The sequence below is a fragment of the Pedobacter sp. MR2016-19 genome (assembly GCF_014947265.1).
In the GTDB taxonomy this organism is placed as follows: Bacteria; Bacteroidota; Bacteroidia; order Sphingobacteriales; family Sphingobacteriaceae; genus Pedobacter.
The window spans coordinates 132,811-155,165 of record NZ_JADCNK010000001.1; the positions used below are offsets into that span (position 1 = coordinate 132,811).

The following is a 22,355-nucleotide window of genomic DNA, read 5'->3' on the forward strand; positions in this document are numbered from 1 at the left end:
TTAAAACCTACTTCTTCCCTGGCACCTGTTTAATCAGCCAGTTCACCAAATCATTCGTAGCCTTAAAATTTTCAAATTCAGCAGGTAATTTTCTCCCGTCGATATATTCATTATAAAACCAGGGATCGCCCACTGCGAAAACAGTTCCCCTGCCATATTTTGCAGTAGCAACAATCACATCTCCTTTATCGGTTAAAGCAGAAACAGCGGGATTTTTCGCTACAATGGTAGAAATTTCTTTGATGTATACCTTTTTGGCCGTCTTGAAAATAGAATTCCCTGCCGGGATTTTTATTGCACCCTGTTCAAAATTTGCGCCCTGAACTTTATTGCGGCTATCTTCATTAAAATGAATCCCAAAGGTTTCAGGCAACACATTAAATTTCGAAATTTCGCAGTTACCCACATCGTTTAATAGCAGGACCAAAACGCCACCTGCTTTTACCCAATCACTGATCTGTTTCGCATGGGCAGCATTCATGAAATTCGGGTTTGCTGTTTCCTTTTCGGTATCAGGATCTACAATAATGTAAATGTTAGTTCCTTTTAAATTTGAAGTTGTTGGCGCAGTTTTAAGCGTCCTGGTTTTTACACCTGCATCATTAAATACTTTACCGAATAAAGAGAATCCGTTGTTATCATCTTCTTCCCAAAGGTAATGGAAAGGGATTTTATCTCCGGTTGGACCGTTCATATATTCGTTGTTGAAGAAATTATCAACCGTAACCGTTAAACCTTTTCCATGTTTTGGCAGCTGATCGACTTCCATTTCGGCAGCGGCACACACAAATGCACCCATTCCTTTAGGGTCGTTGGTGATTACTTTTTCACTGATGTAATAATCAAAGCTACCGTCGCGATATTTAGGTTTTCCGCCCAAACCAGATACGGAAACGGTTTTAGTGAGGTTTACCCTTTCATCGCCTGCTTTTTCTATAAATTCTTTCTTCAAGCCTGCATAACCTTTATTAGCTGCAGCCATAAATGATGGTGCCAGCCAGCCCTTACGTACGCCTTTGGCTAAACCATATACAAACATGCCCGATGCCGAACTTTCCAGGTAATTCCCTTTACGGGCAGGCATGTCCAAAATATCAAACCAAACACCCGATTTCGGATCCTGGTATTTTACCGCCACTGTTGCCGTACGGTTTAAAATAGCCAGTAATTCTTTTCGTTGTGGATGATCGGCCGGAAAATTATCCAACACATCTACCAAAGCCATGATGTACCAGCCCATTGCCCTAGCCCAAAAGTTTGGTGATCGCCCGGTTGTTTTATCCGCCCATTGTTCGGTTCTGCTTTCATCATAGCCATGGTAAAGCAAACCTGTTTTAGCATCACGGGTTTTTTTTTCCATGAGGATAAACTGTTTGGCAATATCATCGAAAGCAGCATCTTTTTTCATCAGCTTGGCGTATTCTGCATAGAATGGCTCACCCATGTATAAACCATCCAGCCACATTTGGTTTGGATATATTTTCTTATGCCAAAAACCACCTTCTTTGGTACGTGGCTGTTTTTGCAGCTGATCGTATAATTTAGTTGCTGCTAACAGGTATTTCTGCTGTCCGGTAACTTTGTACAATAACAATAAAGCACGACCATTTTTAATGTTATCAATATTAAAATCATCTGGTTTATAGGTAGTGATGTTGCCTTCTTTATCCAGATAAGCATCCATCGAACTTTGGATGTATTTGAAATATTTCCCATCGCCGGTATTGCGCCAAACTGCTGCTGCGCCTTCCAAAACCACCCCCATATCATAGGACCATCTCGGCCCCTTTGGTCCTTTTAAAACGGTAGTATCCTGCCAAAGTGTTTCCATCGCAGTTAAGGTTAACTGTTCTGATAATTTCTTTTGAGCAAATCCACTTTGTGATAAAATGGAAAAACCGATGAGGGCAGCCGCTGTATATAAAATTGATCTCTTCATTTTTATTATTTTGAAATTTCCAGTGCTTTTTTATCTACCTCAGTACCTAAGACAGAAGCTGTTTTCGCTTTAGAAACATCCGTTCCGCTAATTTTTACCCCTTTTGATTTTTCGCCCGAAACATCAAATAAAACTTTGCTGTTCGTTGGATAGCTGAGGTTGGTGATGTTGATATTAGAACCGTTCTGGATCATCACCACCGGACTGGTATTATCAGTAATTACGTTTACGTTTTTCAGGAAAATTCCTGTTGCCTCAATAATTTCGATACCCTTCTTAGCTTTTATAGTTACGTTTTCCAGATGCACATCTTTGATATTCATCTCTGGTAATCCCCTGAAAAATATTGCCTTTTCGGCGCCATTGGCTACTACATCTTTAATATAAAAGTTTCTGAACTGCGGAGTAGCTTCAGTAACAGGAACAGTAACCGTTTTAATGGCTTCACGTTTTTCGCCAGCCAAAGGAACCGGATCCACCGCAGCATAATACATATCGAACAAAATGGCTTCACCAGGAATATCGATCATATTGATGTTGTTGATATAAATATTTTCTACCACGCCGCCACGGCCGCGGGTGGTTTTAAAACGCAGACCAATATCGGTACCGATAAATGAACAATCGTACACCCAGATATTTTTTGCACCACCGCTCATTTCGCTACCGATTACAAAACCGCCATGCGCATGATAAACTATATTATTTCTTACAATTACATTTTCTGTAGGCACGCCTCGTTTACGGCCAGCTTCATCGCGACCAGATTTAATGCAGATGCCATCATCTCCCACATCGAAAGTGCTGCCTTCAATCAATACGTTTTTGCACGATTCTACATCAACGCCATCCCCGTTCTGTGCAAACCAGGGATTTTTCACTTGTAAATTTCTTAAGGTTAAATCCTCGCAAAGCAAAGGGTGTAAATTCCAAGCTGGCGAATTCTGAAAGGTAACACCTTCTAAAAGAATTTTTTTACAACCTGTTAGCACCAATAAGTTCGGACGGAGAAAATCTTTAATATCTTCATAATCTGCTGCTGTTTTTCCAGCTTCAATTACGCCTGCATTTTTAGTATTCGAACCCTTAACAGTTTTCTCTGAAGGGTACCACATTTTTCCATCGGCCTTCACTATACCACCAGAGGCAACCAGGGTTTTCCACTGTGTTTCGGTAAGTTTATCTTTTTTAACCATGCGCCAGGCACCACCGTTGCCATCAATGATCCCGCTTCCGGTAATGGCAATATTTTCGAGGTTTATACCCGAAATCGGGCTCTGGTTTCGCCATGCAGGCTGACCTTCCCAATTTCCCTGAACGAGTTTATACTGGTTAAAATCGGCCGTAAACTGAAGAATGGCATCGCGCTTTAAATGCAGGTTAACATTACTTTTTAACTCGATAGGACCAGTTAACCACAAACCTGAGGGAATTAATACCACACCTCCGCCTTTTTGGCTAACGCTGGCAATGGTTTTATTAATGCTTTCGGTATTTAAGGTAATGCCATCACCTTTTGCCCCGAAACTAACAATGCTCGTGGTATCTTTTTTAAATTTAACCTGCTGAATAATGGGTAAGCTTTGCTTTTGTTGAGCCATAGCAGTTGCAGAAAATAAAATTAAGCATGCGAGAGCTACTTTTATATGGCATAAACGACCAGAAATATGTTTCATTATTTGCGCTGTTAAATTATACTTGGTTATCGTAATAACAAGTGTACGTTGTTTGCACTTAAAACAGAAGAGAAATCTATGCAATCGTTACCGGAAAACGAGGCAAAAAAACATCTTTAAAAACAAATTTAAAACCTGTATACCAACATGTTACACTCCTTATTTCACCTCTGGATTCCATCCATGGAAAACGTTTTCCAAAATGTAGTCCTTATACTCATTATCAGTTAATTGGTGCGCCCATTTTACTCTGTTTTTAGGATCGCTGCCTTTCCCCGTGCTTTTATATTCTGCATAATAAGCCGTTTTCTCATTACTTTCTTTCTCCCAGTTGTTCCAACCAGCGGGGTGGATAAAATCAGGCAGTTCGCAATTGAGGTAAACAACTTTAGCATAAGGTCTCCAGGGGCGGCCCAGGTAAAAACTATTGGCAGGGGCATCTCCCTTGATTTTACATTTGTTGAGTACGTAACCATATTTTGTGGTATCAGCAGTTGAAGCAGCTGTAATATAACCCGCCTTTTTGCAGAAAATAGTGCAACTTTCAAACCAGGCTGTCGAAGCCCCGAAAATAAAATCGACCGTACCTTCGATGTAACAATTTTTATAATACTGGCGGTTATTGCCGCCATAGGTATAAAGCGTATCCTGGAAACCCAAAAATCGGCAGTTGGTGAAAATCAGTTTATCGCCGCCGGCCCAAACGGCCACTGCCTGCCCCACCGGACCAGATGAGTTTTCGAAAGTGATGTTCTCAGCAGAAAAGCCTTCGCCATAAATGTAAAAGCTTGATGAACCCGAAGTACCTTTTTCTTCGCCAAAAATATTTTTCTTCTGTGCATAATCATCATAGGTTAAAATGGTTTCGTTTAAGCTCTCACCAATAAACTTTACATTCTTTTTAGAGGCCGCCAATACCAGTTTTTCTTTATAAATACCTTTTTTAATGAAAATTATGGTTGTTTTATTCCTGAAATCCGGCACAGCGTGGATCGCCTCCTGCACAGTTTTAAAATTTCCACTTCCATCGGCAGCGACCACAAAATCGGGTTTAACATCCAGGGCATAAACTGCTGATGAAATGCTTGTCAGTAAGAATAGGATGATTGCTTTCATATTAATTTGGTCAGGCTTAAATTAAAATCGGCCACGTAAAAGTATAAACTTTGTAACGCAGCCGTGTTTTAAAATATATGATGAACAATTTTAAACATTAATATCGAAGCGGAAGAAGTTTTCAGCAGATTAAATGTTGCAAACGATGTCGGGAACGATTGCAAGGTATCAGCTTGCCTGAAAATAAAAAAGGTTAATCTTGTTGATAACCCAGAAGGCTAAATGAGGCTGTCTCATAAATATAGAATTGTCGTCCTGAAGGGATAATTTATTATATAAAAATCAATATGAATGGACAGATGGATAAAGAAGTTGAATGGTCTCGAAATATCGTCATTTCGACCGCAGTGGAGAAATCTTTTAAATTAGATTTCAATAACTTAGTCCAAAGATCTCTCCACTGCGCGTTGCTCCGGTCGAGATGACTACCATTCTATTGGAGTCTGCCTATGGTAGCTTGTCGAAGGACCAGTTTTAAATATCTTACAAAGCATTTCGACGACCTGTTCCGATTCATCGGAACGCTCAACGTGACAAATTCGAAATGTATTACAATTTAAAAACTATAATTCTTCAGAACTTTCTGGCAGGCGATCGTACTCACCTTTCCATGCATAAAAGCCAAATATCATCAACCCTAAACTAATTGGGAGGAAAATAAATAGGATAATTGCCCATTGCAGAATGGTATTGGTACGCTCGATATCTGTATGGGTCAAGCCCACTTTATCAATTGCCTGGATAAACAAAAAAGTCATTGTTAATGGCCCTAAAACCATCCAAACCAATCCTAAAAATTTCTTTAACGTATTCATCTTCTTCGTATCTAGTCGTTAATATTTTCGTCTCTTTTATTCGATAAATAAATGGTGCCAATAACCAGGCTCAATGCCGCTATACCTATCGGATACCAAAGGCCTGATAATGGTGTGGAGCCAGAAAAGCTTGCAATTAGCGTTGCAATAAAGGGTACTAACCCACCAAAAACACCGTTACCGATATGATAAGGCAGCGACATAGAGGTGTACCTGATTTTAGTCGGGAATAACTCTACCAGGAAAGCAGCAATTGGCCCATAAACCATGGTTACGAGCAAAATCTGGAAGAAGATTAAGCCAACAAATTTCCAGAATACTGGAGTAGGTAAAACTTTGTCTTTTATTACTTCTTTGCCTAAAAGAATCCCTTTTGTTGTAGAAATCGTATCGGTTTGCACCCTGTTAAAGGAAGCACCACTTCTAAGCATTACTTTAGTAGAAACCGTTCGTAAACTATCGGTTGAATTCGCAATTAAAAGAGAAGTTACCGGAGCCGGCCTAGTAGATAAAATATCAGCCTGTTCAATTTTAGTATAATCGGTATCATCTAAAAACAGCTGATAGATGGGACGATAAAAAAGAATACCTAAAAGCATACCACTTAACATGATCCATTTCCGGCCAACCTTATCACTCCAGGCGCCAAATACCACAAAAAATGGTGTGGCAAAAGCGATTCCCCAAAGCAAAATATACCTCGAATCGTTAAAATCCAGCTTACAGGTATTCTCTAAAAACGATTGTGCATAAAATTGACCAGTGTACCAGATTACTCCTTGCCCCATAGTAGCGCCAAACAGTGCCAGGAGCACCATTTTAAAATTCGCTTTATTGTTAAAGCTTTCTTTAAGTGGATTTTTTGAGATATTTCCTTCGGCCTTCAATTTAGAAAACATCGGAGATTCGTGCATTTTCATGCGGATGTAGATCGAAACTACCACCAGTACAATTGATAATAGAAAAGGAATTCTCCAACCCCAATCGCCAAAAGTTTCTGCGCCTAAAATATTTTTCGTAATAACGATAATCCCCAGCGAAAGAAACAAACCCAATGTTGCAGTAGTTTGGATCCAGCTGGTAAAAAACCCGCGTTTATTTTTCGGCGCATGTTCTGCTACATAAGTTGCCGCGCCACCATATTCGCCACCCAAAGCCAAACCCTGGATTAACCTTAATATTAAAACCAAAATGGGCGCAGCATAACCAATACTTTTATAAGAGGGAATTAAACCGATAAAAAATGTCGAGCCGCCCATCAGCACCAAAGTGAGCAAAAAAGTATATTTCCGGCCGATTAAATCGCCGAGCCTGCCAAAAACCAATGCGCCAAATGGGCGAACAATAAAACCAGCTGCAAAAATAGCCAAGGTGTTAATTAGTGCTGATGCACCAGCATCTTCCGGAAACAGCTGATAGCCAATGATAACCGCAAGGCTACCAAAAATATAAAAATCATACCATTCAATCAGAGTACCTAAAGATGATGCACCGATAACTTTAAAGATATTGTTCCTGGGTAAAGTGTCGCTCATAAGTGATTTAGAATATTTGGTTTCCCAAGATAAACATTTGAATGACAATTGGCAACCTGTACCATTTGTCATTTAATTTGTTACATTACCAAACATTTCGGCTTTAGTTTTGTATTTTCATCCGTAACGAATTTATTTTCCATAAGATTATATGCTTTTAATACAAAACATCAGATTAAGTAGAATTTTAAGAAATACGTGGCGTATTGATCTGATCATGATTGCTTCATGTACTGCGGCTTACTTTGTACGCGAGTATTTAATTGCCCATCATTTCTCCATTCCATCCATTATTCCAACGGTTTTAGGTACAGCTATCGCTTTTTTCATTGGATTTAACAATAATCAGGCTTACGATAGGTGGTGGGAGGCCCGTAAAATATGGGGAGCATTGGTAAATGATTCCCGCTCCTTTGCCAGGGCTTTGATTAACTATGTCGATGAAGATGATGAAAGTGTAAAAAGGATGGTTTGCAGGCACATTGCTTTTTTATATGCTTTAAAGGCCAATTTAAGGGGAACGGTAGATGAAATTTACACCAAATATCTATCTGAGGCAGATTTAAAAGAAATTGGTAAACACAACAATACACATAATGCCATTTTAAATATTCAATCGAGAGATTTGCAAAAATTATCGAAAGCAAATGCTATTGATGGTTTCCGTTTTATTGAGATCAATGAGATGCTTACACGATTTTCCGATTCTATGGGTATGAGCGAACGCATTAAAAACACCATATTCCCTACTACTTATTCCTACCTTACTAAAGTATTTATCTGGTTATTTGTGGTAACATTTACCCTCGTAATCAGTCAGGATGCAGGGCCTGCAGCCATATTTTTAGGCTGGTTAATCGGTTTTGTATTTGTATCCACGCAGATTAATGGGATGAGCCTGGTTAACCCTTTCGAAAACAATTCGGCAGGTGTTCCGCTTAACCAAATTACCAGGACAATAGAGATCAATCTTTTGCAAATGCTCGAAGAAGACGAAATTCCCGAGCCTGTTAAACCTATAAATAACGAATATGTGCTTTAAGCGATTTGGGAGCTTCCATAATTCCAACTAATTGTTTAACTCCATTTTTAATTTCTCCTCAAAAAGCATCGACTTTGCTTTGAACTGTGGGTCAGAAAAAGAAATATTGGCTGTGGCATAAATAATCTTTCCATCCTTTCCAACCAATACATTCGATGGAAAACCATGGTTAATGTTTAGTTTTCTAATCTCGTCTTTACTCAATGATACAATTTCGTATTTGTAACCGTTCCGTTTTTGAAATCGCCTGGCACTGGCAGGGGCATCATGGGTAATGCCGATAAACCTTACACCTTTTTTGCCATATTTGGACACCAAATTATTTAATTCTGGCATTTCAGTTATGCAAGGCGGGCATTTTTCGAACCAAAAGTTAATGACCACTACCTGGTTTTTTAAGTCGGCATTGGAGAAAGGCTTTTTATTGATGGTTAAACCATTAAATGAGGGTAAGTCTGTACCAATTAAATCTTCGAAGAAAGTTTCCTGCGTGGCCCATTTAACCGGGGCATCTTGCGCCAATGCTGTAAAAGAAAAAACAGAGAACAGCAGAACAAAGTAGGTTTTCATTAGCCCTAAATATAAAAAAAGTCCCACCAATACGGCAGGACTTTAACATTTGTTTGGTTTAGAAAATCTTATTTAAAGGTAACGGAACCATATTCAGTTTTGATGGATACGTTTGCAGCACCACCGCTACCAATCTTGCCCGAATATTTTTTAGTTTCATCATCTTTACTTACCAAGTTTGATGTTACGTTTGAGCCATATTTAAAGCCGGCATACGAAGTGGAAACATTAAAATTTCCATTATAACGATCTGCAAAGCCCAAACCAACACTTACATATTCGCCTCCAAAGGTGAAGTTTCTACAGGCTGGGGTAATTTCGCTCACATTTAAACGGTTATAATCCATGTTGATATTTGCATCACCATTAATTGAGCCTAGAGTAACGTTCGAATATTCTGCTTTAACCGCAATTTTACCCGCTGATGCAATATTTAAATCGCCATAGGACTGTTTAACAACCGTATTGCCTTTAACCGTGTTGATGTTTACTTTGGCATATTCTGCATTTAAAAGAAGGTTTCCCCCAATAGTGCCAATGGTTAAACCCTTGCCGTATTGTACTTTAATATCAGCAGATTTCCTGATCGTATTGATATTTACAGCAACATACTCTGCGTCAAGCTGTAACGTACCCACAGCGCCAATGGTTACCGGGCCATTATATTCATGTTTTACCACTGCAGCATTCATATCCTGGATATCGCATTTACCATATTGAACATTGATGTAGTTATTTACGTTGCTTAAATTGCCAGCCACCAAGTTTCCATATTCTACTTTTAAAGATGTAGGGCCGGCAAAATTACCCAATTCTACATTACCATATTCTTGTGAAACCGTTAATGGATTTACTGCAGGCATATACACCACATAGTTTACTTTTACTTCCCTCCGCCAGGTGGTTACTCCATTTTTCACCCCACGGCCATAACGTCCGTTTCTATCACCCATATTCGTTCTGAAAGTAACTACGTCACCGTTTTTAGTCGCATCAATACTTATCCCATCAATCAGTTTTTGCGCATCATTATCCGAACTGCTGTAAGCTTTAATATCTACATCAACACGTACTTCTTTTTTGTCCCAGGTTTTAATAGTGATCGATCCGTATTGATTGTTTAAATTAATCTTGTCGTTATTGTCTACATTAAAACTCTTGCTAAAAGATTTTGAACGTTCGGCATCGCCCCCCGTTTGTTTATACCTTGAAGTATTAACCATCGCTACCATCGATGATTTTTCTACATTTTCTACAATCACTTTCTCTGATGGACTATTTACCACCCCTTCTTGCGCATTTGTTTTTACGGCAATTAAAGCCATAATGGCTAAAAATATTCTTATTGTTTTCATGTTTTTAATTGTTTAAACACCTATGCACTTAAAACCTGCCGGCTGGCCATAAGCTTTCGATGTAGTGAGCGTTCCCCTCTTAGTATCAAGTTATTTGAATCGGGTATCAAGACAGATTCTGTTATTACTATAATTTTGTTTTTGCTGCTTTTAGCTTAAATCTGGTTAACTCTTTTGTAATCGTCAACCTGGTTAATAATCAATAATTGTTGTTTTAATAATTGCAATTGTATTTCACGGTTTTTTACCATGGCCTTTACCACAAAAGTTTGATTGGGCGAGGTTGGCAGCTCTGCTTTTAACCTTTCGTAATCTTCGTCAAGCTTTCTCAAATCAGCCGTAAATTTTTTATAAAGTTCCGGATTTGCTGAGGCAAAAATAGCCAGACTGTCTCTTTTTTCGGTAATTAAACCAGCAAAATGAACGTCTTTTTTGGCATATGAGCTACTAACGTCGGCTATTTCTAAATCTTTGTTTTGTGATTTCCCTACGTACAACCAAGCTAAACCGAAAACCACTACGATAGCTGCTGCTGCATTCATCCATAAATACAGTTTTACCGGTTTTTTTTTCTTCTTATTGTCTAAACCTTGTTCAATCTTTGCCCAAAGTTCTGCCGATGGCTCCATGATATCGAAAGCTTTACGGTTTTCTTTTACAAAAGTTTCTAATCTATTATTCATCTCTCATCCCTTTCGTTTCTAAAATACTTTTTAACTTCTTTTTAGCCCGCATGTACTGTGTACGGCTGGTGTTTTCACTTATTTTTAAAATGTGTGCAATCTCTTCATGGTCATAACCTTCTAAAAGGTATAAACTCAATACAACCCTGTAACCATCTGGCAATTGGGTGATGGCTATTCTTATTTCCTCAGCCTGCAACTGCATTTCACTTTCTTCAAAACTATCTTCATCAGGTACCTCCGATATTTCGTCTGTACTTACAAATTCCATCTTGCGCTTACGCAGGTAATTAATAGATTTGTTGATCACGATCTGCTTTAGCCAAAGCCCGAAGGTTGTTTCCTGCCTAAAATCAACAATTCTGGTAAACGCATCTAAAAATGCTTCCTGTAAAACGTCTTCCGCCTCTTCCTCGTAATTTAAAATACGCAGTGCCACATTATACATGGCCTTTGCATACAGTTTATACAATTCAAACTGTGCTGCGCGGCTGCCCTGCATGCATTTTTTTACGAGTTCAAGATTTTTATCGATGTATACGGCTTCCAAAATTTCGAATATTCTGATTATAAGACATAAGGGATTTTAAAACGTTGCATCAAGGTAGAAAAAAAGTTATATAACTTCTAAATTAACCAAGGCAACCATCAAATGGGGTATTCCTCGCTAATGCGAAAACAACTATTAATTGAACAAAGTGAGGCTGTTTATTCTAATGAAAGATTAAAATAAGGTCTTTTTCAAATTACAAGAAAAGTCACGGTTACTGGAATCAATATTTGGTATATACTTTAAAATATAAATCTTTATCCAAGTAAATTGACAGATATGATTTATACCTGAGAATTTAGCAATTTACAAGAATGGCATAAAGAAATTAATTAACCAATTTAATTTTAATAGATTTTCTGGCTGATGCTTCAAACCTGTACGTCTTTATTTGATACGGGCTAATTTCTACATCAATATTAACAGTATTAAGTCCTGAATAACCTGTATTGTGCGTATTAACTATAATTAAATTTTCTTTGCCATCTTCGATTGTAAAATTGAAAGTTCTGCCAGTACGGTTAATCACATATTTTTCTACAATACTTTTATCATGATAAACGATATCAATTTCATCATTATCATCAATATTTCCATCGTAAAAGCGGATACGGACTTTTTTACCAACGCAAATAATTTTATTTACTTCAGTTATAGACAATTCTGTTATTGTATTTTGGCTCTTTTTTATGTTTTCAAGAGTATCGCTAACCTTTTTTATGAACTGTGTCATATTTACAGAATCAGCCATTATAGCACTCTTGCGAACTAAGTAAATCTTACCGGTAGCACAAACTTCACCTTTTTCATCTTTGCCAATAAATTTACCATCCAACACATCTATTTTGCCTTTTGTCTTTTTGTTTAAAACAGCGTTAACAAAACAAAATGTTGTCTTTTTATTCTTTATATCAGTTTCAATTATTTTGTGTTCAGAAAACTTAAAAAGACTTCCATTTTTTGAAACTTCACCACTTAAATTTGCTTTTGTTTCATTATTATTTCCCGTGGTGGTAATGGTTGTTCCGGTGATTTTATTATCATTTACAGTTATGTTAATTTCGTATGCAAAAGATCCAATATCATTAACTCGAATTACCCCGATATATTTGACATTATTAAAATTTTGAGCAAATGAAAAACTACAATAGAAACTTAAGAAGACAAGAAAAATTATTCTACGCATTTTTTTTGTAAAAAAAGATTTTGTAAATATTTGTTTGCTTAAATGTTTCAAACAAATACTGTAAATACAAAATGGAAATTATTGGAAAAACTATAAAGGCAACTTTATTAAAATTTGCAGCACCTAAAAAATCTAGATGTATAATATGCATACAAGCTCGCGTCATTCCACAACCAAAACAATTCTCTCCGGTTAGTAGTGTAAATAAACATAAACTTTGTCCTTTATCAAAAAAACTCCTGGGTAGTAAAAATAAAATTAAAGGAATAACAACCAAAACAATTGCTTTGGTTGTTATAAATAATGAACTATCGAAAAACTTATAAAGTTTCGTCATAAGGCCCATCTTTTGGCTCTAAATTACCTGTGGCAATTCTGACAAGGTCTATTAGCGCCCAAATACCGCAACCACCTAAGGTTAGTAATTGAACAATACCCTGCCATGTGTATCCTAAGTAAAAACGGTGGATACCAAGCGCACCAACAAGAATTACTAATAACAAAGCAATAAGTTGGCTTTTACCTCCATTACGAAGTTTTTTCCAAAAGCTTTGTTTAATTTCTTTCTTTGCAACTTTAGCTGCTTTCTTTTCGTTGGATTTAACTTCACTGGAAATGCCAGTTTCAGTGTCAGTCAACTTTTGAGATACAACCCCAGATTGAGTTTTTACTGTTTTTGTTGTGTTTACCGGGAAGGCAGCCCAAGCCGAGGGCACAGTGATTAAGGCGATAGCCAAAACCACCATTGAGGTTTTAATTTTTGAAAGCATAATTTACTTAATTTGAATGGTTCCTCAAATTAACAATAATTAAATTTTAATAACAACTATTTTTTTAGTGATTTGATTCAAGCAGTATTCGTAATTTTTGCATAACCTTCTATCATTATCGAACCATGCAAAAATCTTTTATCCCATCTATCTTTGTATGTCAGTTTAAATCCTATTTTAACCAGATAATAAATAGCATTCCAAATAAACCGTAAATTATGTTTTTGCTTCCGTTCATCTAGTTGTAAGGTCTTTTTTATAAATTGCCCCTCGGTTATTGCTTAAATTTGTCGGATAAGTTTTTATACTAAATTGAGTTTGTAGTGACTCACAATTAGTATGTATTTGGCCGATAAGTGATGACCATTTTATTAACTTTTCAACAAGCAAAAATCTTATTTATCATTTATTTTTAAACAGGTTCTAAATTTATCTTATGGAAACCGATTTAATCCTTTCAGCAATTAACGAGCTACACCAAAAAGAAAATCAGGCGCTAGAAAGCAAAGATGTTACGGCTTATACCGAGATGTTTGATGATGGCTTAAGCTTCACTCCTTTTGAAAAACCAACCATAAACAAACGCGATTTTACCATCGATTTAAAAAAATATTTTAGTGGAATTAAAGAAATCCATTCCAGTTATTACCGGATAAAATCATCTATGGAAGATGAAGTTTTTACCGAAAAAATTGCCCGTAAATCTGTTCTTTTAAAACCTAAAATGCTTGTTTTTTCTAAAAAGCAGACCATCCAGACAGAAGAAATATACCACTGGAAAAACATTAAAGGCGAATGGAAGGTAATCGCTCTTGAAATTGTGCTGGAGGAGAAATATTAAAACAAATAAATAGCGAGCACCATAAATATAGAATTGTTATCCTGAAAATGCAACATTTCGGCAGGCAGACTAACATTCAAAGTATTTCATCAGGTCACAGATCTAACATTATCTCCTTTTTTGACCTACATCAAAGTTTAAGATTTTTAATCGCTGCACCTTTGCAACATTATAAAATTAAACAAATCAAAAATGAAAAAAGAACATTTCAAATACATCAACACGCTTTTCGTGGTGATTCCGATGACCTTAATTATGGCATTTGTAGGGTTAATGCGCAATTATGGTTTTGGCGAAGACTGGTTTATCAAATTCTTAAAAGCATGGAGTATTATGCTACCTGTAGCCTATTTTGCGGCCTTTATCATTATTCCCAATGCGCGGAAACTGGCCGAAAAGATCGCTTCTAAAAGCTAAACATGTTACATTTGATTAAGCCTAAATTAAATGCATAAACAGCTTTCCGCTTATATCAGAGGCAAAATTATCATCAGCGATGAAAATTTGGAGATTGTATTCTCCTTTTTCAAAACCATGCAGGTAAAGAAAAACGAAATCCTGATTAGTCCTGGCGAAACAAGCCAACGGATTTATTTTGTTGGTAAAGGCTGTTTGCGCATTTTTTTCCTAACCGAAGGAGGTACCGAAGCCACCAGGCATTTTGCTTTCGAAAACCAGTTTGCTACGGCTTTGGTCAGTTTTATTACCAGCCAAAGTTCCAAGGAGTTTGTGCAGGCCATAGAAAACACTGAACTGTATTACATCTGGCAAAACGATTTTACCACTTGCTTAAAATCATCCCCGAATGGGAAAAACTCTACCGCCATTACCTTGAATATGCGTATGTAACCAACACCAACCGCTTAATGTCGTTTATTACGCTCGATGCCACTGAACGTTACCGCCAGCTGCTCGCCCAAAACCCAGGTGTGGTGATGCGTATGCCAAACAAAATGGTTGCCTCTTATCTGAATATTTCTCAGGAAACGTTGAGTAGATTGAAGTCAAAAGCATAGTTTATTCAAGGATAGTATTTTTTAAGCATTAGCAGGTTTGTTAACTTACCTGTCTCTTTGTGATCTTTGCGTCTTTGTGGTCAAAAAAATAATAAAATCATTAGCACAAAATTTCCTTAAATCTTCTATCCTAAACTTTAAAACAAAATCGGTATTTTTGCCGCTCAATTTAGATTATATATATGTTAAGAACAGTAACTTGTGGTGCATTAAACCTAAATAACTTAGGCGAAAGTGTTACGTTATGTGGTTGGGTACAAAAATCAAGAGATTTGGGCGGTATGACTTTTATCGACATCCGCGATCGTTATGGTATTACCCAGTTGGTTTTTAACATGGACGATAATAAAGCGCTTTGCGAAACTGCACGTACATTGGGCCGGGAGTTTGTAATCAAAGCAATTGGTACGGTTGTAGAAAGAAGCAACAAGAACCCTAAAATGGCAACTGGTGATGTGGAGATAAAAATTTCTGCGTTAGAGATTTTAAATGCAGCAAAATTACCTCCGTTTATGATCGATGATGAAACCGATGGAGGCGATGAGTTGCGCATGAAATACCGTTATCTGGATTTACGTCGTAATCCGGTTCGTAATAACCTGGTTTTACGTCATAAAATGGCACAATCGGTTCGCCGTTATTTAGATGCTTTAGATTTTATTGAGGTAGAAACCCCTGTTTTAATTAAATCAACACCAGAAGGTGCCAGGGATTTCGTGGTACCTAGCCGCATGAATGAAGGTGAGTTTTATGCTTTACCTCAATCGCCGCAAACCTTTAAACAATTGTTGATGGTTTCGGGTTTTGACCGTTACTTCCAGATTGTAAAATGTTTCAGAGATGAAGATTTAAGGGCCGACCGTCAGCCTGAGTTTACACAGATTGATTGTGAAATGTCTTTCATCGAACAAGAAGATATATTAAACACTTTTGAAGGCCTGATCCGTACTTTGTTTAAAGAAGTGCGTAATTATGACTTACCAGAAGTACCACGTATGCAATATGCAGATGCAATGCGTTTATATGGCTCTGATAAGCCTGATACCCGTTTTGCCATGCAGTTTGTAGAACTTAATGATCTGGTTAAAGGAAAAGGATTTCCCGTTTTCGATAATGCCGAACTGGTAGTGGGGATCAATACAAAAGGCGCGGCAAGCTATACCCGTAAACAATTAGATGAATTAACCGATTTTATTAAACGCCCTCAGATTGGTGCTACAGGTTTAATTTATGCCCGTCACAACGAAGACGGAGCCATTAAATCATCGGTAGATAAATTCTTTAACGAAGAAGATCTTAAACAATGGAGCGAAGCTTTTGGCACAGAAAAAGGCGATTTATTACTGATCTTAGCAGGCTCTACCGATAAAGTGCGTAAACAGTTAAACGAGCTTCGTTTAGAAATGGGTAACCGTTTAGGTTTACGCGATAAAAATACATTTTCTGCCCTTTGGGTATTAGATTTCCCACTTTTAGAATGGGATGAAGAAACAGAGCGTTACCATGCTATGCACCACCCGTTCACTTCGCCAAAACCTGAAGATATTGCCTTATTAGATACCGATCCTAAAAACGTACGGGCCAATGCTTATGATATGGTAATTAATGGCACTGAAGTTGGTGGCGGATCGATCCGTATTCACGATAGGACATTGCAGGCTTTAATGTTTAAACATTTAGGCTTCAGTGCAGAAGAAGCACAAAAACAATTTGGTTTCTTAATGGATGCTTTCGAATTTGGTGCACCTCCACATGGCGGAATCGCTTTTGGTTTCGACCGCCTGACTTCAATTTTTGCTGGTTTGGATTCTATCCGCGATGTGATTGCTTTCCCTAAAAACAACTCTGGAAGAGATGTAATGATTGATAGTCCGAGTACAATTGATGAGAAACAATTGAAAGAATTGAAAATTAAGACTGATTTGTAGATTAATTAGTTCACTGGTCATTCGTTCATTGGTCATGGAGTAGAATAGCATGACTCACAAGCCTATGTGTTACATGTCCAATAAACAAACAAAGCCTCAGGATTTGGAATCCTGAGGCTTTGTTATGATATCATTTTTACGCTTTGCTAAACGAATGAACCAATGGCTAATGAACCTTTGAACTAATACGTTTCACTATCTGGCGGGATGCCATAATCGATAAACTTCTTGTCCTTTTTTTCTTTCTTTTTGCCAAACCAACCTTTAACCGAGTTAAAAATGGCTGACAAATGTTCTGCATCCAATGATTTACCTACTTTGCCTGAAATCAATCCTACAGCTGCTTTTGTTAAAAACCCAGCACCTCTGAAAATGGTTTTATTTATCACCATAGGCAAAAGCAATGACATTGCCGTGCCACTGATATTTAATTTTTCGTCTGCTTTGAATAGATTATTGGGGGTGGCATAACGCTTAATTAATGCACCAAGCGTAAACTGCTTAAAGAAAGTTTTTGTATCCGATTTAAGCATATTCTGCTTAAGCGTGTACTCAACCTTAAGTTCTAATTTTCTAGCCTGCAGGTCTTCTAAGTTTCGGATTTCTTTATAGCTTCTCATCTTCCTCCTTATCTGCAAGTTTATCAAAGTATTTTCTAATCGCTACATTGATAATTGCTTTTTCAATGTATTTGTCTTTGGTTAAATAAACAATTATAGCCAGTAAAATATAAAAAAAGGAAACACAGCCAAAGCCTCCAGCATAACTACCTAAAAGGTCTGATAAATACAAGGCCAAAGTTACAGAGCCAAATAAAAAGGCTAAAATAAAGCAAACAATAACAGCAGTACTGGTTACCAAATCAGCAAAAATTTTGGATGCTTTTTCTACAATATAAAGCCTGGTGTACTCTACTCTGGCGTCTAAAAAGCCCTTGGCATCGTCTACAAGATCTTCAATACTTTTATCTTTATTCTCCTGCATAATTCAGATGAGATTTAGCCGGGCAAAAATGCCCAGCTATGCAATATTTATTTATTAAGCGTGCTCTACGTCGTCGCTGTATTCTTCTTCTACGCTTCTCAATTTGGTTTTAATCGAGCTTACTACTTTGTCTTTCAGGCTAGCCAGATTATTAATCTCGTCTGCAGCTTTGTCTTTGATAGAATCGCCCAGATCTTTTAAAGATTGGCTTAGTTTATCGCGGGTTTCATCACCTTTATCCGGTGCGAATAAAATTCCTAAGGCTGCACCGGCAGCTAATCCTGCTAAAAGCGCAACTACAACTTTTGAGTTATCATTCATAATCAATTTATTTAAGGGTTAACAATTATGTACAATATAAAGCTACTACATTATTTATTGTTAAGCTATATTATAACTCACTATGCTCATCATTTGTTTTAATTCTTTCCAATCTTTCTGATGCAAGCGTACTGGTTTCGTAAATCTTGACAAGCAATATAAAATAAGATAACAGTAGCGGACCAAATACAAGTCCCAATATTCCGAATAAAGGGATACCAATAATTACGCCAATTACTGTAATTATAGGGTGAATATTGCCAACTTTTTTTGCAATAATAAACCTTAGCACATTATCGATATTGATAATGACTACAAAACCAAAAACAAGCATGGCCCATCCAGCAAAATTATTCCCATTTGCAATCTGCAATATCGCAGCAGGAACAAATACAACAGGGGGACCTAGAACAGGTACAAAAGAAATAAATGTTGTAATTACGCCCCAAAATACCGGGTCTTTATAACCCAAAACATAAAAAGAGAGGCTCAAAAGCGAACCTTGAACAAGGCAGATCAGACCTTGCCCCAATACATTCGCATAAGTTGTATTTCTCATTTCATCGCCAAAACGAAGGGCATTCTGCTCCCTGAATGGCGCATATTTGATCAATGAAAACTCGAATCTTTCTCGCTCTATTAACATAAAGTAGAGTAAAAAGTACATCACAAGCAAGCTTAATATAATATTTACTGCACTCGATATTAAAGACGGAAAAAGCTGAGTAGCCCAATTTCCCAAACGGTTTAATCCATCTTGAATAACATCCTGGTTAATTTTAACCGGAATGAGGTGTTGTAATTTAACCAGTAGATTCTTAAAAAAAACCTCATTGTTTCTCAGTTCTGAAATTTTGCTAATAACCATACTACTTAATGCATAAAAAGGCATTACAATAAGTATGATAGAGATGGTGATGAGAAAAATGGCCGTAACTCTTTTGTTCCAGCCCTTATTTTCTGCCAAATGAACATAGGCTGGCCTCATTATCGTATAAAGCACCAAAGTACTTAAAATGGCACTAAAAATACTTTGCAAGGAATATGCAATTAACACCCCAAGCGCAATAATAATAACCAGGTTGATGTTATTGCGTTGTTTATAAGAGAATACTGACATTGTTAGGCAATAAGATTAATCTTTAAATGCTGAAATGGCTAATTTTGTTTTTCTAATTTAAAATTTATTGCCCATCACCAATCTCAATAAATCTGATTTTATTATATAATGTTTTTCTGTCGATATTTAAAATTTTTGCCGCTTTGGTTTTATTAAAATTAACCGCTTTTAGCACTTCTAAAATAGCAGAATATTCTGCTTCTTTGGCAGCATTTCGTAAATTAAGGGCTTGATCATGATTTAATGTTAACGGCAAAAAAGGCGCTTTTTTTTCGTGCGGTGTTTTTGCATAATCAGTCCTTCCAAGCTCCAACGGTAAAACATGAGTTTCTATGCAATCACCATCAGTTAATAAAGCAATTCGCCTGATTACATTCTTCAGCTCGCGTACATTACCTGGCCAATTGTATGCTAGTAAACATTTCTTCACTTCATCAGAAAAGCCTTTAATATTCTTATTCAGCTCTTTGTTTACTGTGGCCAGAAAGTGCCCGGCAAAAATAAGGATATCATTATCCCGGTGTTTCAATGATGGAACATGTATAGAAAATTCATTAAAGCGGTGGTATAAATCTTCCCTGAATGCACCCTTTAAAATCGCTTCCTCTAAATTTTCATTTGTAGCTACAATAAGCCGCACATCCAGATCAATTTCCTTTGTACTTCCAATGCGCTTTATTTTCCGCTCCTGAACCGCCCTGAGTAAAGTTGCCTGGATCTCATAAGACAAATTACCGATCTCATCAAGAAATAATGTACCACCGTTAGCTTGCTCAAAGTGACCAATTTTAGTAAAAGCTGCTCCGGTAAATGCTCCTTTCTCGTGTCCAAAAAATTCACTGGCAGCTAAATCTTTGGTTAAAGAGCCGCAATCCATAGCGATGAAAGGCTTTTCGCTACGCGAACTATTTAAGTGAATGGTTTTAGCAACGCATTCTTTCCCTGTCCCACTTTTCCCCGTTAAAATAACGGTATAGCCTGTTTTCGCGATGAGCTGGATTTGTTTCAGCAATAAGGCTGAGGCGTTGCTCTCTCCATTTATATACTCCGGGCAATTTAGCGCATCGGAAATGACATTGCCACTAATACCTTCAAAATTTTTAGGTGATTTTAGTGTTCCCTGGGTTTCCAGGGCTTTATTTATGGTATTTAAAATTTCATCCGGGTAGAGCGGCTTAACAATATAATCATAAGCCCCAAGTTTTATCAATTCTACTGCAAGTTTAATATCCGAGTAACCTGTAATAATAATCACACCCGTGTTTGAATAGTTCTCCTTAATGTGGATTAAAATCTCTTTTCCATCTGTATCATCCAAGCGATAATCACACAATACCAAATCGAAATGCTCTTTTTCAAGGGCTTGTAAAGCCTTTTTACCTGTTGTTACATTCGAAACCTGAAATCCTTTTTTAGTTAAAAATTTGGAAAGCAATAAGCCTAGGCTAATTTCATCGTCAACAATGAGTATCTTTTTCATGAGCAGCGTTGTTATTATGAAAACCCATATGCAGCGATAAATACACAAGGGTTAATAATTAAATAACAAATTACTCAAAAAAATTTGCATTGAAAAGCTTTTGCAACATTTTTGTGATGCAAAAAGTAAAATTAATACTACATCGATACTACTTTCCAGAAAAATTTGCTTTTCTCTTTTCAACAAACGCCGTTACGCCCTCCTTAAAATCGGCTGTTTCAAAACATTTACCAAATTCTTCAATTTCGGTAGCATAGCCATTGTTGTTATTCACAGCTGCGACAACAGCTTTTATTGCGGCCGAAACGGCCAGCGGTGCACGTTGCTTAATCGCATTTAGTATTTCTTCAGCCTTGCTAATCAGATCAGCCTGTGAAACAACGTAATTTACAAGACCTATTTTTTCTGCCACTGAAGCAGTAATCATGTTTGCGGTCGTAATCATTTCTATTGCTTTACCTTTTCCAACCAATTGGGTGAGGCGCTGGGTACCACCATAACCAGGGATCAACCCTAAAGTAACTTCCGGCAGCCCTAATTTCGCATGATCTGATGCAATGCGCATGTGGCATGCCATTGCCAACTCCAATCCTCCACCTAAAGCAAATCCATTTATGGCTGCAATAAATGGCTTTGGAGAATTTTCAATGGCATTAAAAACCTGATCGTGACCAAGTTTTGCTAAATCTTCTCCCTGTTTACCGCTATAATCAGAGAACTCTTTAATATCAGCTCCTGCAACAAAAGCCTTATCACCTGCCCCTGTTAAAATAACGCCTCTTATCTGTTCGGTTTTACCTGCGTAAGCAATTACATCTGCCAGTTCAGCCAAAGTTTCTTTATTTAAGGCATTTAACGCCCTTTCGCGATTGATAGTAACGTATAAAATGTTTTCTTTTATTTCTGAGATTAAATTCTGGTATGCCATAGCTTAAAAATTTCTGTTTTCTGTAACCCAATTCTGAATATATTCTACAATACTGGCCATTGTTGTACCTGGAGGAAATAGCTCTCCAACACCCATGTCGGCCAGCTTTAACCGATCTGCCTCAGGGATAATCCCTCCGCCGGTTAACAACACATCATCTAATTGTTTTTCTTTCATAAAATGAATAATCTTTGGAAAAACCGTCATGTGTGCTCCCGATAGGATAGAAATCCCGATGGCATCAACATCCTCCTGAAGCGCTGTATTCACCACCATTTCTGGTGTTTGGCGCAGGCCGGTATAAATTACTTCCATGCCGGCATCTCTTAAGGATGTTGCGATTACTTTGGCCCCTCTGTCATGGCCATCCAATCCAACTTTAGCTACTAAAACGCGGATAGGCCGATTTAATACTTTGCTCATCATTCATATTAAGTTGATGTAAATGTATCAATTTTGGCTCTCAAATTAATCATTAACTAAAACAAGTAGAATTGGAC

The 22,355-nt window shown here is 37.3% G+C and carries 25 protein-coding genes; 6 read left to right on the forward strand and 19 right to left on the reverse strand.

Translation table 11 applies throughout. The features are described 5' to 3' along the window. Positions 1-7 precede the first annotated feature (7 nt). The 5 genes from IM793_RS00585 to IM793_RS00605 all read right to left on the reverse strand — a co-directional run bounded on the left by IM793_RS00585 (position 8) and on the right by IM793_RS00605 (position 7,081). Positions 8-1,939 carry a glycoside hydrolase family 88 protein gene (locus IM793_RS00585; RefSeq protein WP_193419260.1) on the reverse strand — a complete coding sequence of 644 codons (1,932 nt, stop codon included), beginning with the start codon at positions 1,937-1,939 and terminating at the stop codon, positions 8-10. Between the two features lie 5 nt (positions 1,940-1,944). Then, entirely contained in the window at positions 1,945-3,615 is a 1,671-nt protein-coding gene (locus IM793_RS00590) for a glycoside hydrolase family 28 protein (protein ID WP_193419261.1), read from the reverse strand. Positions 3,616-3,774: 159 nt separating this feature from the next. Continuing rightward, entirely contained in the window at positions 3,775-4,731 is a 957-nt protein-coding gene (locus IM793_RS00595) for a pectinesterase family protein (RefSeq protein WP_193419262.1), read from the reverse strand. 563 nt (positions 4,732-5,294) lie between these two features. Further along, the gene (locus IM793_RS00600) at positions 5,295-5,546 is read right to left on the reverse strand and encodes a DUF6814 family protein (protein ID WP_131029461.1); all 252 of its coding nucleotides are present in this window, start codon (positions 5,544-5,546) and stop codon (positions 5,295-5,297) included. An 11-nt stretch (positions 5,547-5,557) separates the two neighbouring features. Continuing rightward, the gene (locus tag IM793_RS00605) at positions 5,558-7,081 is read right to left on the reverse strand and encodes an MFS transporter (RefSeq protein WP_193419263.1); all 1,524 of its coding nucleotides are present in this window, start codon (positions 7,079-7,081) and stop codon (positions 5,558-5,560) included. Positions 7,082-7,232: 151 nt separating this feature from the next. Between IM793_RS00605 and IM793_RS00610 the strand changes: the two genes are divergently transcribed. Beyond that, entirely contained in the window at positions 7,233-8,123 is an 891-nt protein-coding gene (locus IM793_RS00610) for a bestrophin family protein (protein WP_193419264.1), read from the forward strand. Between the two features lie 27 nt (positions 8,124-8,150). Here IM793_RS00610 and IM793_RS00615 read toward each other — a convergent pair whose 3' ends face one another. The 7 genes from IM793_RS00615 to IM793_RS00645 all read right to left on the reverse strand — a co-directional run bounded on the left by IM793_RS00615 (position 8,151) and on the right by IM793_RS00645 (position 13,237). After that, positions 8,151-8,693 (reverse strand): peroxiredoxin, encoded by a 543-nt coding sequence (locus tag IM793_RS00615; RefSeq protein WP_193419265.1) that lies wholly within the window; start codon positions 8,691-8,693, stop codon positions 8,151-8,153. 68 nt (positions 8,694-8,761) lie between these two features. Beyond that, a complete protein-coding gene (locus tag IM793_RS00620) occupies positions 8,762-10,048 on the reverse strand; it encodes a hypothetical protein (RefSeq protein ID WP_227256085.1) in 1,287 nt (428 codons plus the stop codon). A 155-nt stretch (positions 10,049-10,203) separates the two neighbouring features. Then, positions 10,204-10,731, reverse strand: a complete 528-nt coding sequence (locus IM793_RS00625; RefSeq protein ID WP_227256086.1) for a hypothetical protein — start codon at positions 10,729-10,731, stop codon at positions 10,204-10,206. Then, entirely contained in the window at positions 10,724-11,233 is a 510-nt protein-coding gene (locus tag IM793_RS00630; protein ID WP_370629744.1) for an RNA polymerase sigma factor, read from the reverse strand. Before IM793_RS00630 ends, IM793_RS00625 begins: the two co-directional genes overlap by 8 nt. Before the next feature lie 376 nt (positions 11,234-11,609). After that, on the reverse strand, positions 11,610-12,467 hold the full coding sequence (locus IM793_RS00635; RefSeq protein WP_193419267.1) for a hypothetical protein: 858 nt from the start codon (positions 12,465-12,467) through the stop codon (positions 11,610-11,612). Next, positions 12,460-12,618 carry a hypothetical protein gene (locus IM793_RS25075; RefSeq protein ID WP_370629751.1) on the reverse strand — a complete coding sequence of 53 codons (159 nt, stop codon included), beginning with the start codon at positions 12,616-12,618 and terminating at the stop codon, positions 12,460-12,462. The genes IM793_RS00635 and IM793_RS25075 overlap by 8 nt, the downstream gene beginning before the upstream one ends. Positions 12,619-12,787: 169 nt before the next feature. Further along, on the reverse strand, positions 12,788-13,237 hold the full coding sequence (locus IM793_RS00645) for a TM2 domain-containing protein (RefSeq protein WP_227256087.1): 450 nt from the start codon (positions 13,235-13,237) through the stop codon (positions 12,788-12,790). 436 nt (positions 13,238-13,673) lie between these two features. Here IM793_RS00645 and IM793_RS00650 point away from each other — a divergent pair, with 436 nt between their 5' ends. The 5 genes from IM793_RS00650 (at position 13,674) to aspS (ending at position 17,022) form a co-directional block, all read left to right on the forward strand. Next, complete coding sequence (locus tag IM793_RS00650) at positions 13,674-14,078, forward strand: hypothetical protein (RefSeq protein ID WP_193419269.1); 405 nt, start codon at positions 13,674-13,676, stop codon at positions 14,076-14,078. A 192-nt stretch (positions 14,079-14,270) separates the two neighbouring features. Continuing rightward, positions 14,271-14,495: a DUF2798 domain-containing protein gene (locus IM793_RS00655; protein WP_193419270.1), complete on the forward strand. Its 225-nt coding sequence runs from the start codon at positions 14,271-14,273 to the stop codon at positions 14,493-14,495. Positions 14,496-14,525: 30 nt separating this feature from the next. Next, a complete protein-coding gene (locus IM793_RS00660) occupies positions 14,526-14,927 on the forward strand; it encodes a Crp/Fnr family transcriptional regulator (RefSeq protein WP_227256088.1) in 402 nt (133 codons plus the stop codon). Between the two features lie 17 nt (positions 14,928-14,944). After that, positions 14,945-15,094, forward strand: coding sequence for a hypothetical protein (locus IM793_RS24740; protein WP_227256089.1), 150 nt, complete (start codon positions 14,945-14,947; stop codon positions 15,092-15,094). A 182-nt stretch (positions 15,095-15,276) separates the two neighbouring features. Next, entirely contained in the window at positions 15,277-17,022 is a 1,746-nt protein-coding gene (gene aspS / locus IM793_RS00665; protein WP_193419271.1) for an aspartate--tRNA ligase, read from the forward strand. 182 nt (positions 17,023-17,204) lie between these two features. Here the strand turns inward: aspS and IM793_RS00670 are convergent, their stop codons facing one another. From IM793_RS00670 to IM793_RS00700, 7 genes are all read right to left on the reverse strand, one after another. After that, positions 17,205-17,642 (reverse strand): hypothetical protein, encoded by a 438-nt coding sequence (locus IM793_RS00670; RefSeq protein ID WP_193419272.1) that lies wholly within the window; start codon positions 17,640-17,642, stop codon positions 17,205-17,207. Continuing rightward, positions 17,629-18,006: a phage holin family protein gene (locus tag IM793_RS00675; RefSeq protein ID WP_193419273.1), complete on the reverse strand. Its 378-nt coding sequence runs from the start codon at positions 18,004-18,006 to the stop codon at positions 17,629-17,631. The genes IM793_RS00670 and IM793_RS00675 overlap by 14 nt, the downstream gene beginning before the upstream one ends. A gap of 54 nt (positions 18,007-18,060) precedes the next feature. Further along, the gene (locus tag IM793_RS00680; protein WP_025142262.1) at positions 18,061-18,327 is read right to left on the reverse strand and encodes a YtxH domain-containing protein; all 267 of its coding nucleotides are present in this window, start codon (positions 18,325-18,327) and stop codon (positions 18,061-18,063) included. Positions 18,328-18,397: 70 nt separating this feature from the next. Beyond that, positions 18,398-19,447 carry an AI-2E family transporter gene (locus tag IM793_RS00685; protein ID WP_193419274.1) on the reverse strand — a complete coding sequence of 350 codons (1,050 nt, stop codon included), beginning with the start codon at positions 19,445-19,447 and terminating at the stop codon, positions 18,398-18,400. A gap of 64 nt (positions 19,448-19,511) precedes the next feature. After that, the gene (locus IM793_RS00690; protein WP_193419275.1) at positions 19,512-20,927 is read right to left on the reverse strand and encodes a sigma-54 dependent transcriptional regulator; all 1,416 of its coding nucleotides are present in this window, start codon (positions 20,925-20,927) and stop codon (positions 19,512-19,514) included. A 148-nt stretch (positions 20,928-21,075) separates the two neighbouring features. Next, positions 21,076-21,855, reverse strand: coding sequence for an enoyl-CoA hydratase/isomerase family protein (locus tag IM793_RS00695; protein ID WP_193419276.1), 780 nt, complete (start codon positions 21,853-21,855; stop codon positions 21,076-21,078). A 3-nt stretch (positions 21,856-21,858) separates the two neighbouring features. After that, complete coding sequence (locus IM793_RS00700) at positions 21,859-22,278, reverse strand: cobalamin B12-binding domain-containing protein (RefSeq protein WP_057930804.1); 420 nt, start codon at positions 22,276-22,278, stop codon at positions 21,859-21,861. Between the last annotated feature and the right edge of the window lie 77 nt (positions 22,279-22,355).

Excerpts from the sequence above, each read along its gene's own strand:
- IM793_RS00585 (WP_193419260.1), bottom strand. The coding sequence starts at position 1,939 with ATGAAGAGATCAATTTTATATACAGCGGCTGCCCTCATCGGTTTTTCC.
- IM793_RS00590 (WP_193419261.1), bottom strand. The coding sequence starts at position 3,615 with ATGAAACATATTTCTGGTCGTTTATGCCATATAAAAGTAGCTCTCGCA.
- IM793_RS00595 (WP_193419262.1), bottom strand. The coding sequence starts at position 4,731 with ATGAAAGCAATCATCCTATTCTTACTGACAAGCATTTCATCAGCAGTT.
- IM793_RS00600 (WP_131029461.1), bottom strand. The coding sequence starts at position 5,546 with ATGAATACGTTAAAGAAATTTTTAGGATTGGTTTGGATGGTTTTAGGG.
- IM793_RS00605 (WP_193419263.1), bottom strand. The coding sequence starts at position 7,081 with ATGAGCGACACTTTACCCAGGAACAATATCTTTAAAGTTATCGGTGCA.
- IM793_RS00610 (WP_193419264.1), top strand. The coding sequence starts at position 7,233 with ATGCTTTTAATACAAAACATCAGATTAAGTAGAATTTTAAGAAATACG.
- IM793_RS00615 (WP_193419265.1), bottom strand. The coding sequence starts at position 8,693 with ATGAAAACCTACTTTGTTCTGCTGTTCTCTGTTTTTTCTTTTACAGCA.
- IM793_RS00620 (WP_227256085.1), bottom strand. The coding sequence starts at position 10,048 with ATGAAAACAATAAGAATATTTTTAGCCATTATGGCTTTAATTGCCGTA.
- IM793_RS00625 (WP_227256086.1), bottom strand. The coding sequence starts at position 10,731 with ATGAATAATAGATTAGAAACTTTTGTAAAAGAAAACCGTAAAGCTTTC.
- IM793_RS00630 (WP_370629744.1), bottom strand. The coding sequence starts at position 11,233 with ATGCAGGGCAGCCGCGCAGCACAGTTTGAATTGTATAAACTGTATGCA.
- IM793_RS00635 (WP_193419267.1), bottom strand. The coding sequence starts at position 12,467 with ATGCGTAGAATAATTTTTCTTGTCTTCTTAAGTTTCTATTGTAGTTTT.
- IM793_RS25075 (WP_370629751.1), bottom strand. The coding sequence starts at position 12,618 with ATGCATATTATACATCTAGATTTTTTAGGTGCTGCAAATTTTAATAAA.
- IM793_RS00645 (WP_227256087.1), bottom strand. The coding sequence starts at position 13,237 with ATGCTTTCAAAAATTAAAACCTCAATGGTGGTTTTGGCTATCGCCTTA.
- IM793_RS00650 (WP_193419269.1), top strand. The coding sequence starts at position 13,674 with ATGGAAACCGATTTAATCCTTTCAGCAATTAACGAGCTACACCAAAAA.
- IM793_RS00655 (WP_193419270.1), top strand. The coding sequence starts at position 14,271 with ATGAAAAAAGAACATTTCAAATACATCAACACGCTTTTCGTGGTGATT.
- IM793_RS00660 (WP_227256088.1), top strand. The coding sequence starts at position 14,526 with ATGCATAAACAGCTTTCCGCTTATATCAGAGGCAAAATTATCATCAGC.
- IM793_RS24740 (WP_227256089.1), top strand. The coding sequence starts at position 14,945 with ATGTCGTTTATTACGCTCGATGCCACTGAACGTTACCGCCAGCTGCTC.
- aspS (WP_193419271.1), top strand. The coding sequence starts at position 15,277 with ATGTTAAGAACAGTAACTTGTGGTGCATTAAACCTAAATAACTTAGGC.
- IM793_RS00670 (WP_193419272.1), bottom strand. The coding sequence starts at position 17,642 with ATGAGAAGCTATAAAGAAATCCGAAACTTAGAAGACCTGCAGGCTAGA.
- IM793_RS00675 (WP_193419273.1), bottom strand. The coding sequence starts at position 18,006 with ATGCAGGAGAATAAAGATAAAAGTATTGAAGATCTTGTAGACGATGCC.
- IM793_RS00680 (WP_025142262.1), bottom strand. The coding sequence starts at position 18,327 with ATGAATGATAACTCAAAAGTTGTAGTTGCGCTTTTAGCAGGATTAGCT.
- IM793_RS00685 (WP_193419274.1), bottom strand. The coding sequence starts at position 19,447 with ATGTCAGTATTCTCTTATAAACAACGCAATAACATCAACCTGGTTATT.
- IM793_RS00690 (WP_193419275.1), bottom strand. The coding sequence starts at position 20,927 with ATGAAAAAGATACTCATTGTTGACGATGAAATTAGCCTAGGCTTATTG.
- IM793_RS00695 (WP_193419276.1), bottom strand. The coding sequence starts at position 21,855 with ATGGCATACCAGAATTTAATCTCAGAAATAAAAGAAAACATTTTATAC.
- IM793_RS00700 (WP_057930804.1), bottom strand. The coding sequence starts at position 22,278 with ATGAGCAAAGTATTAAATCGGCCTATCCGCGTTTTAGTAGCTAAAGTT.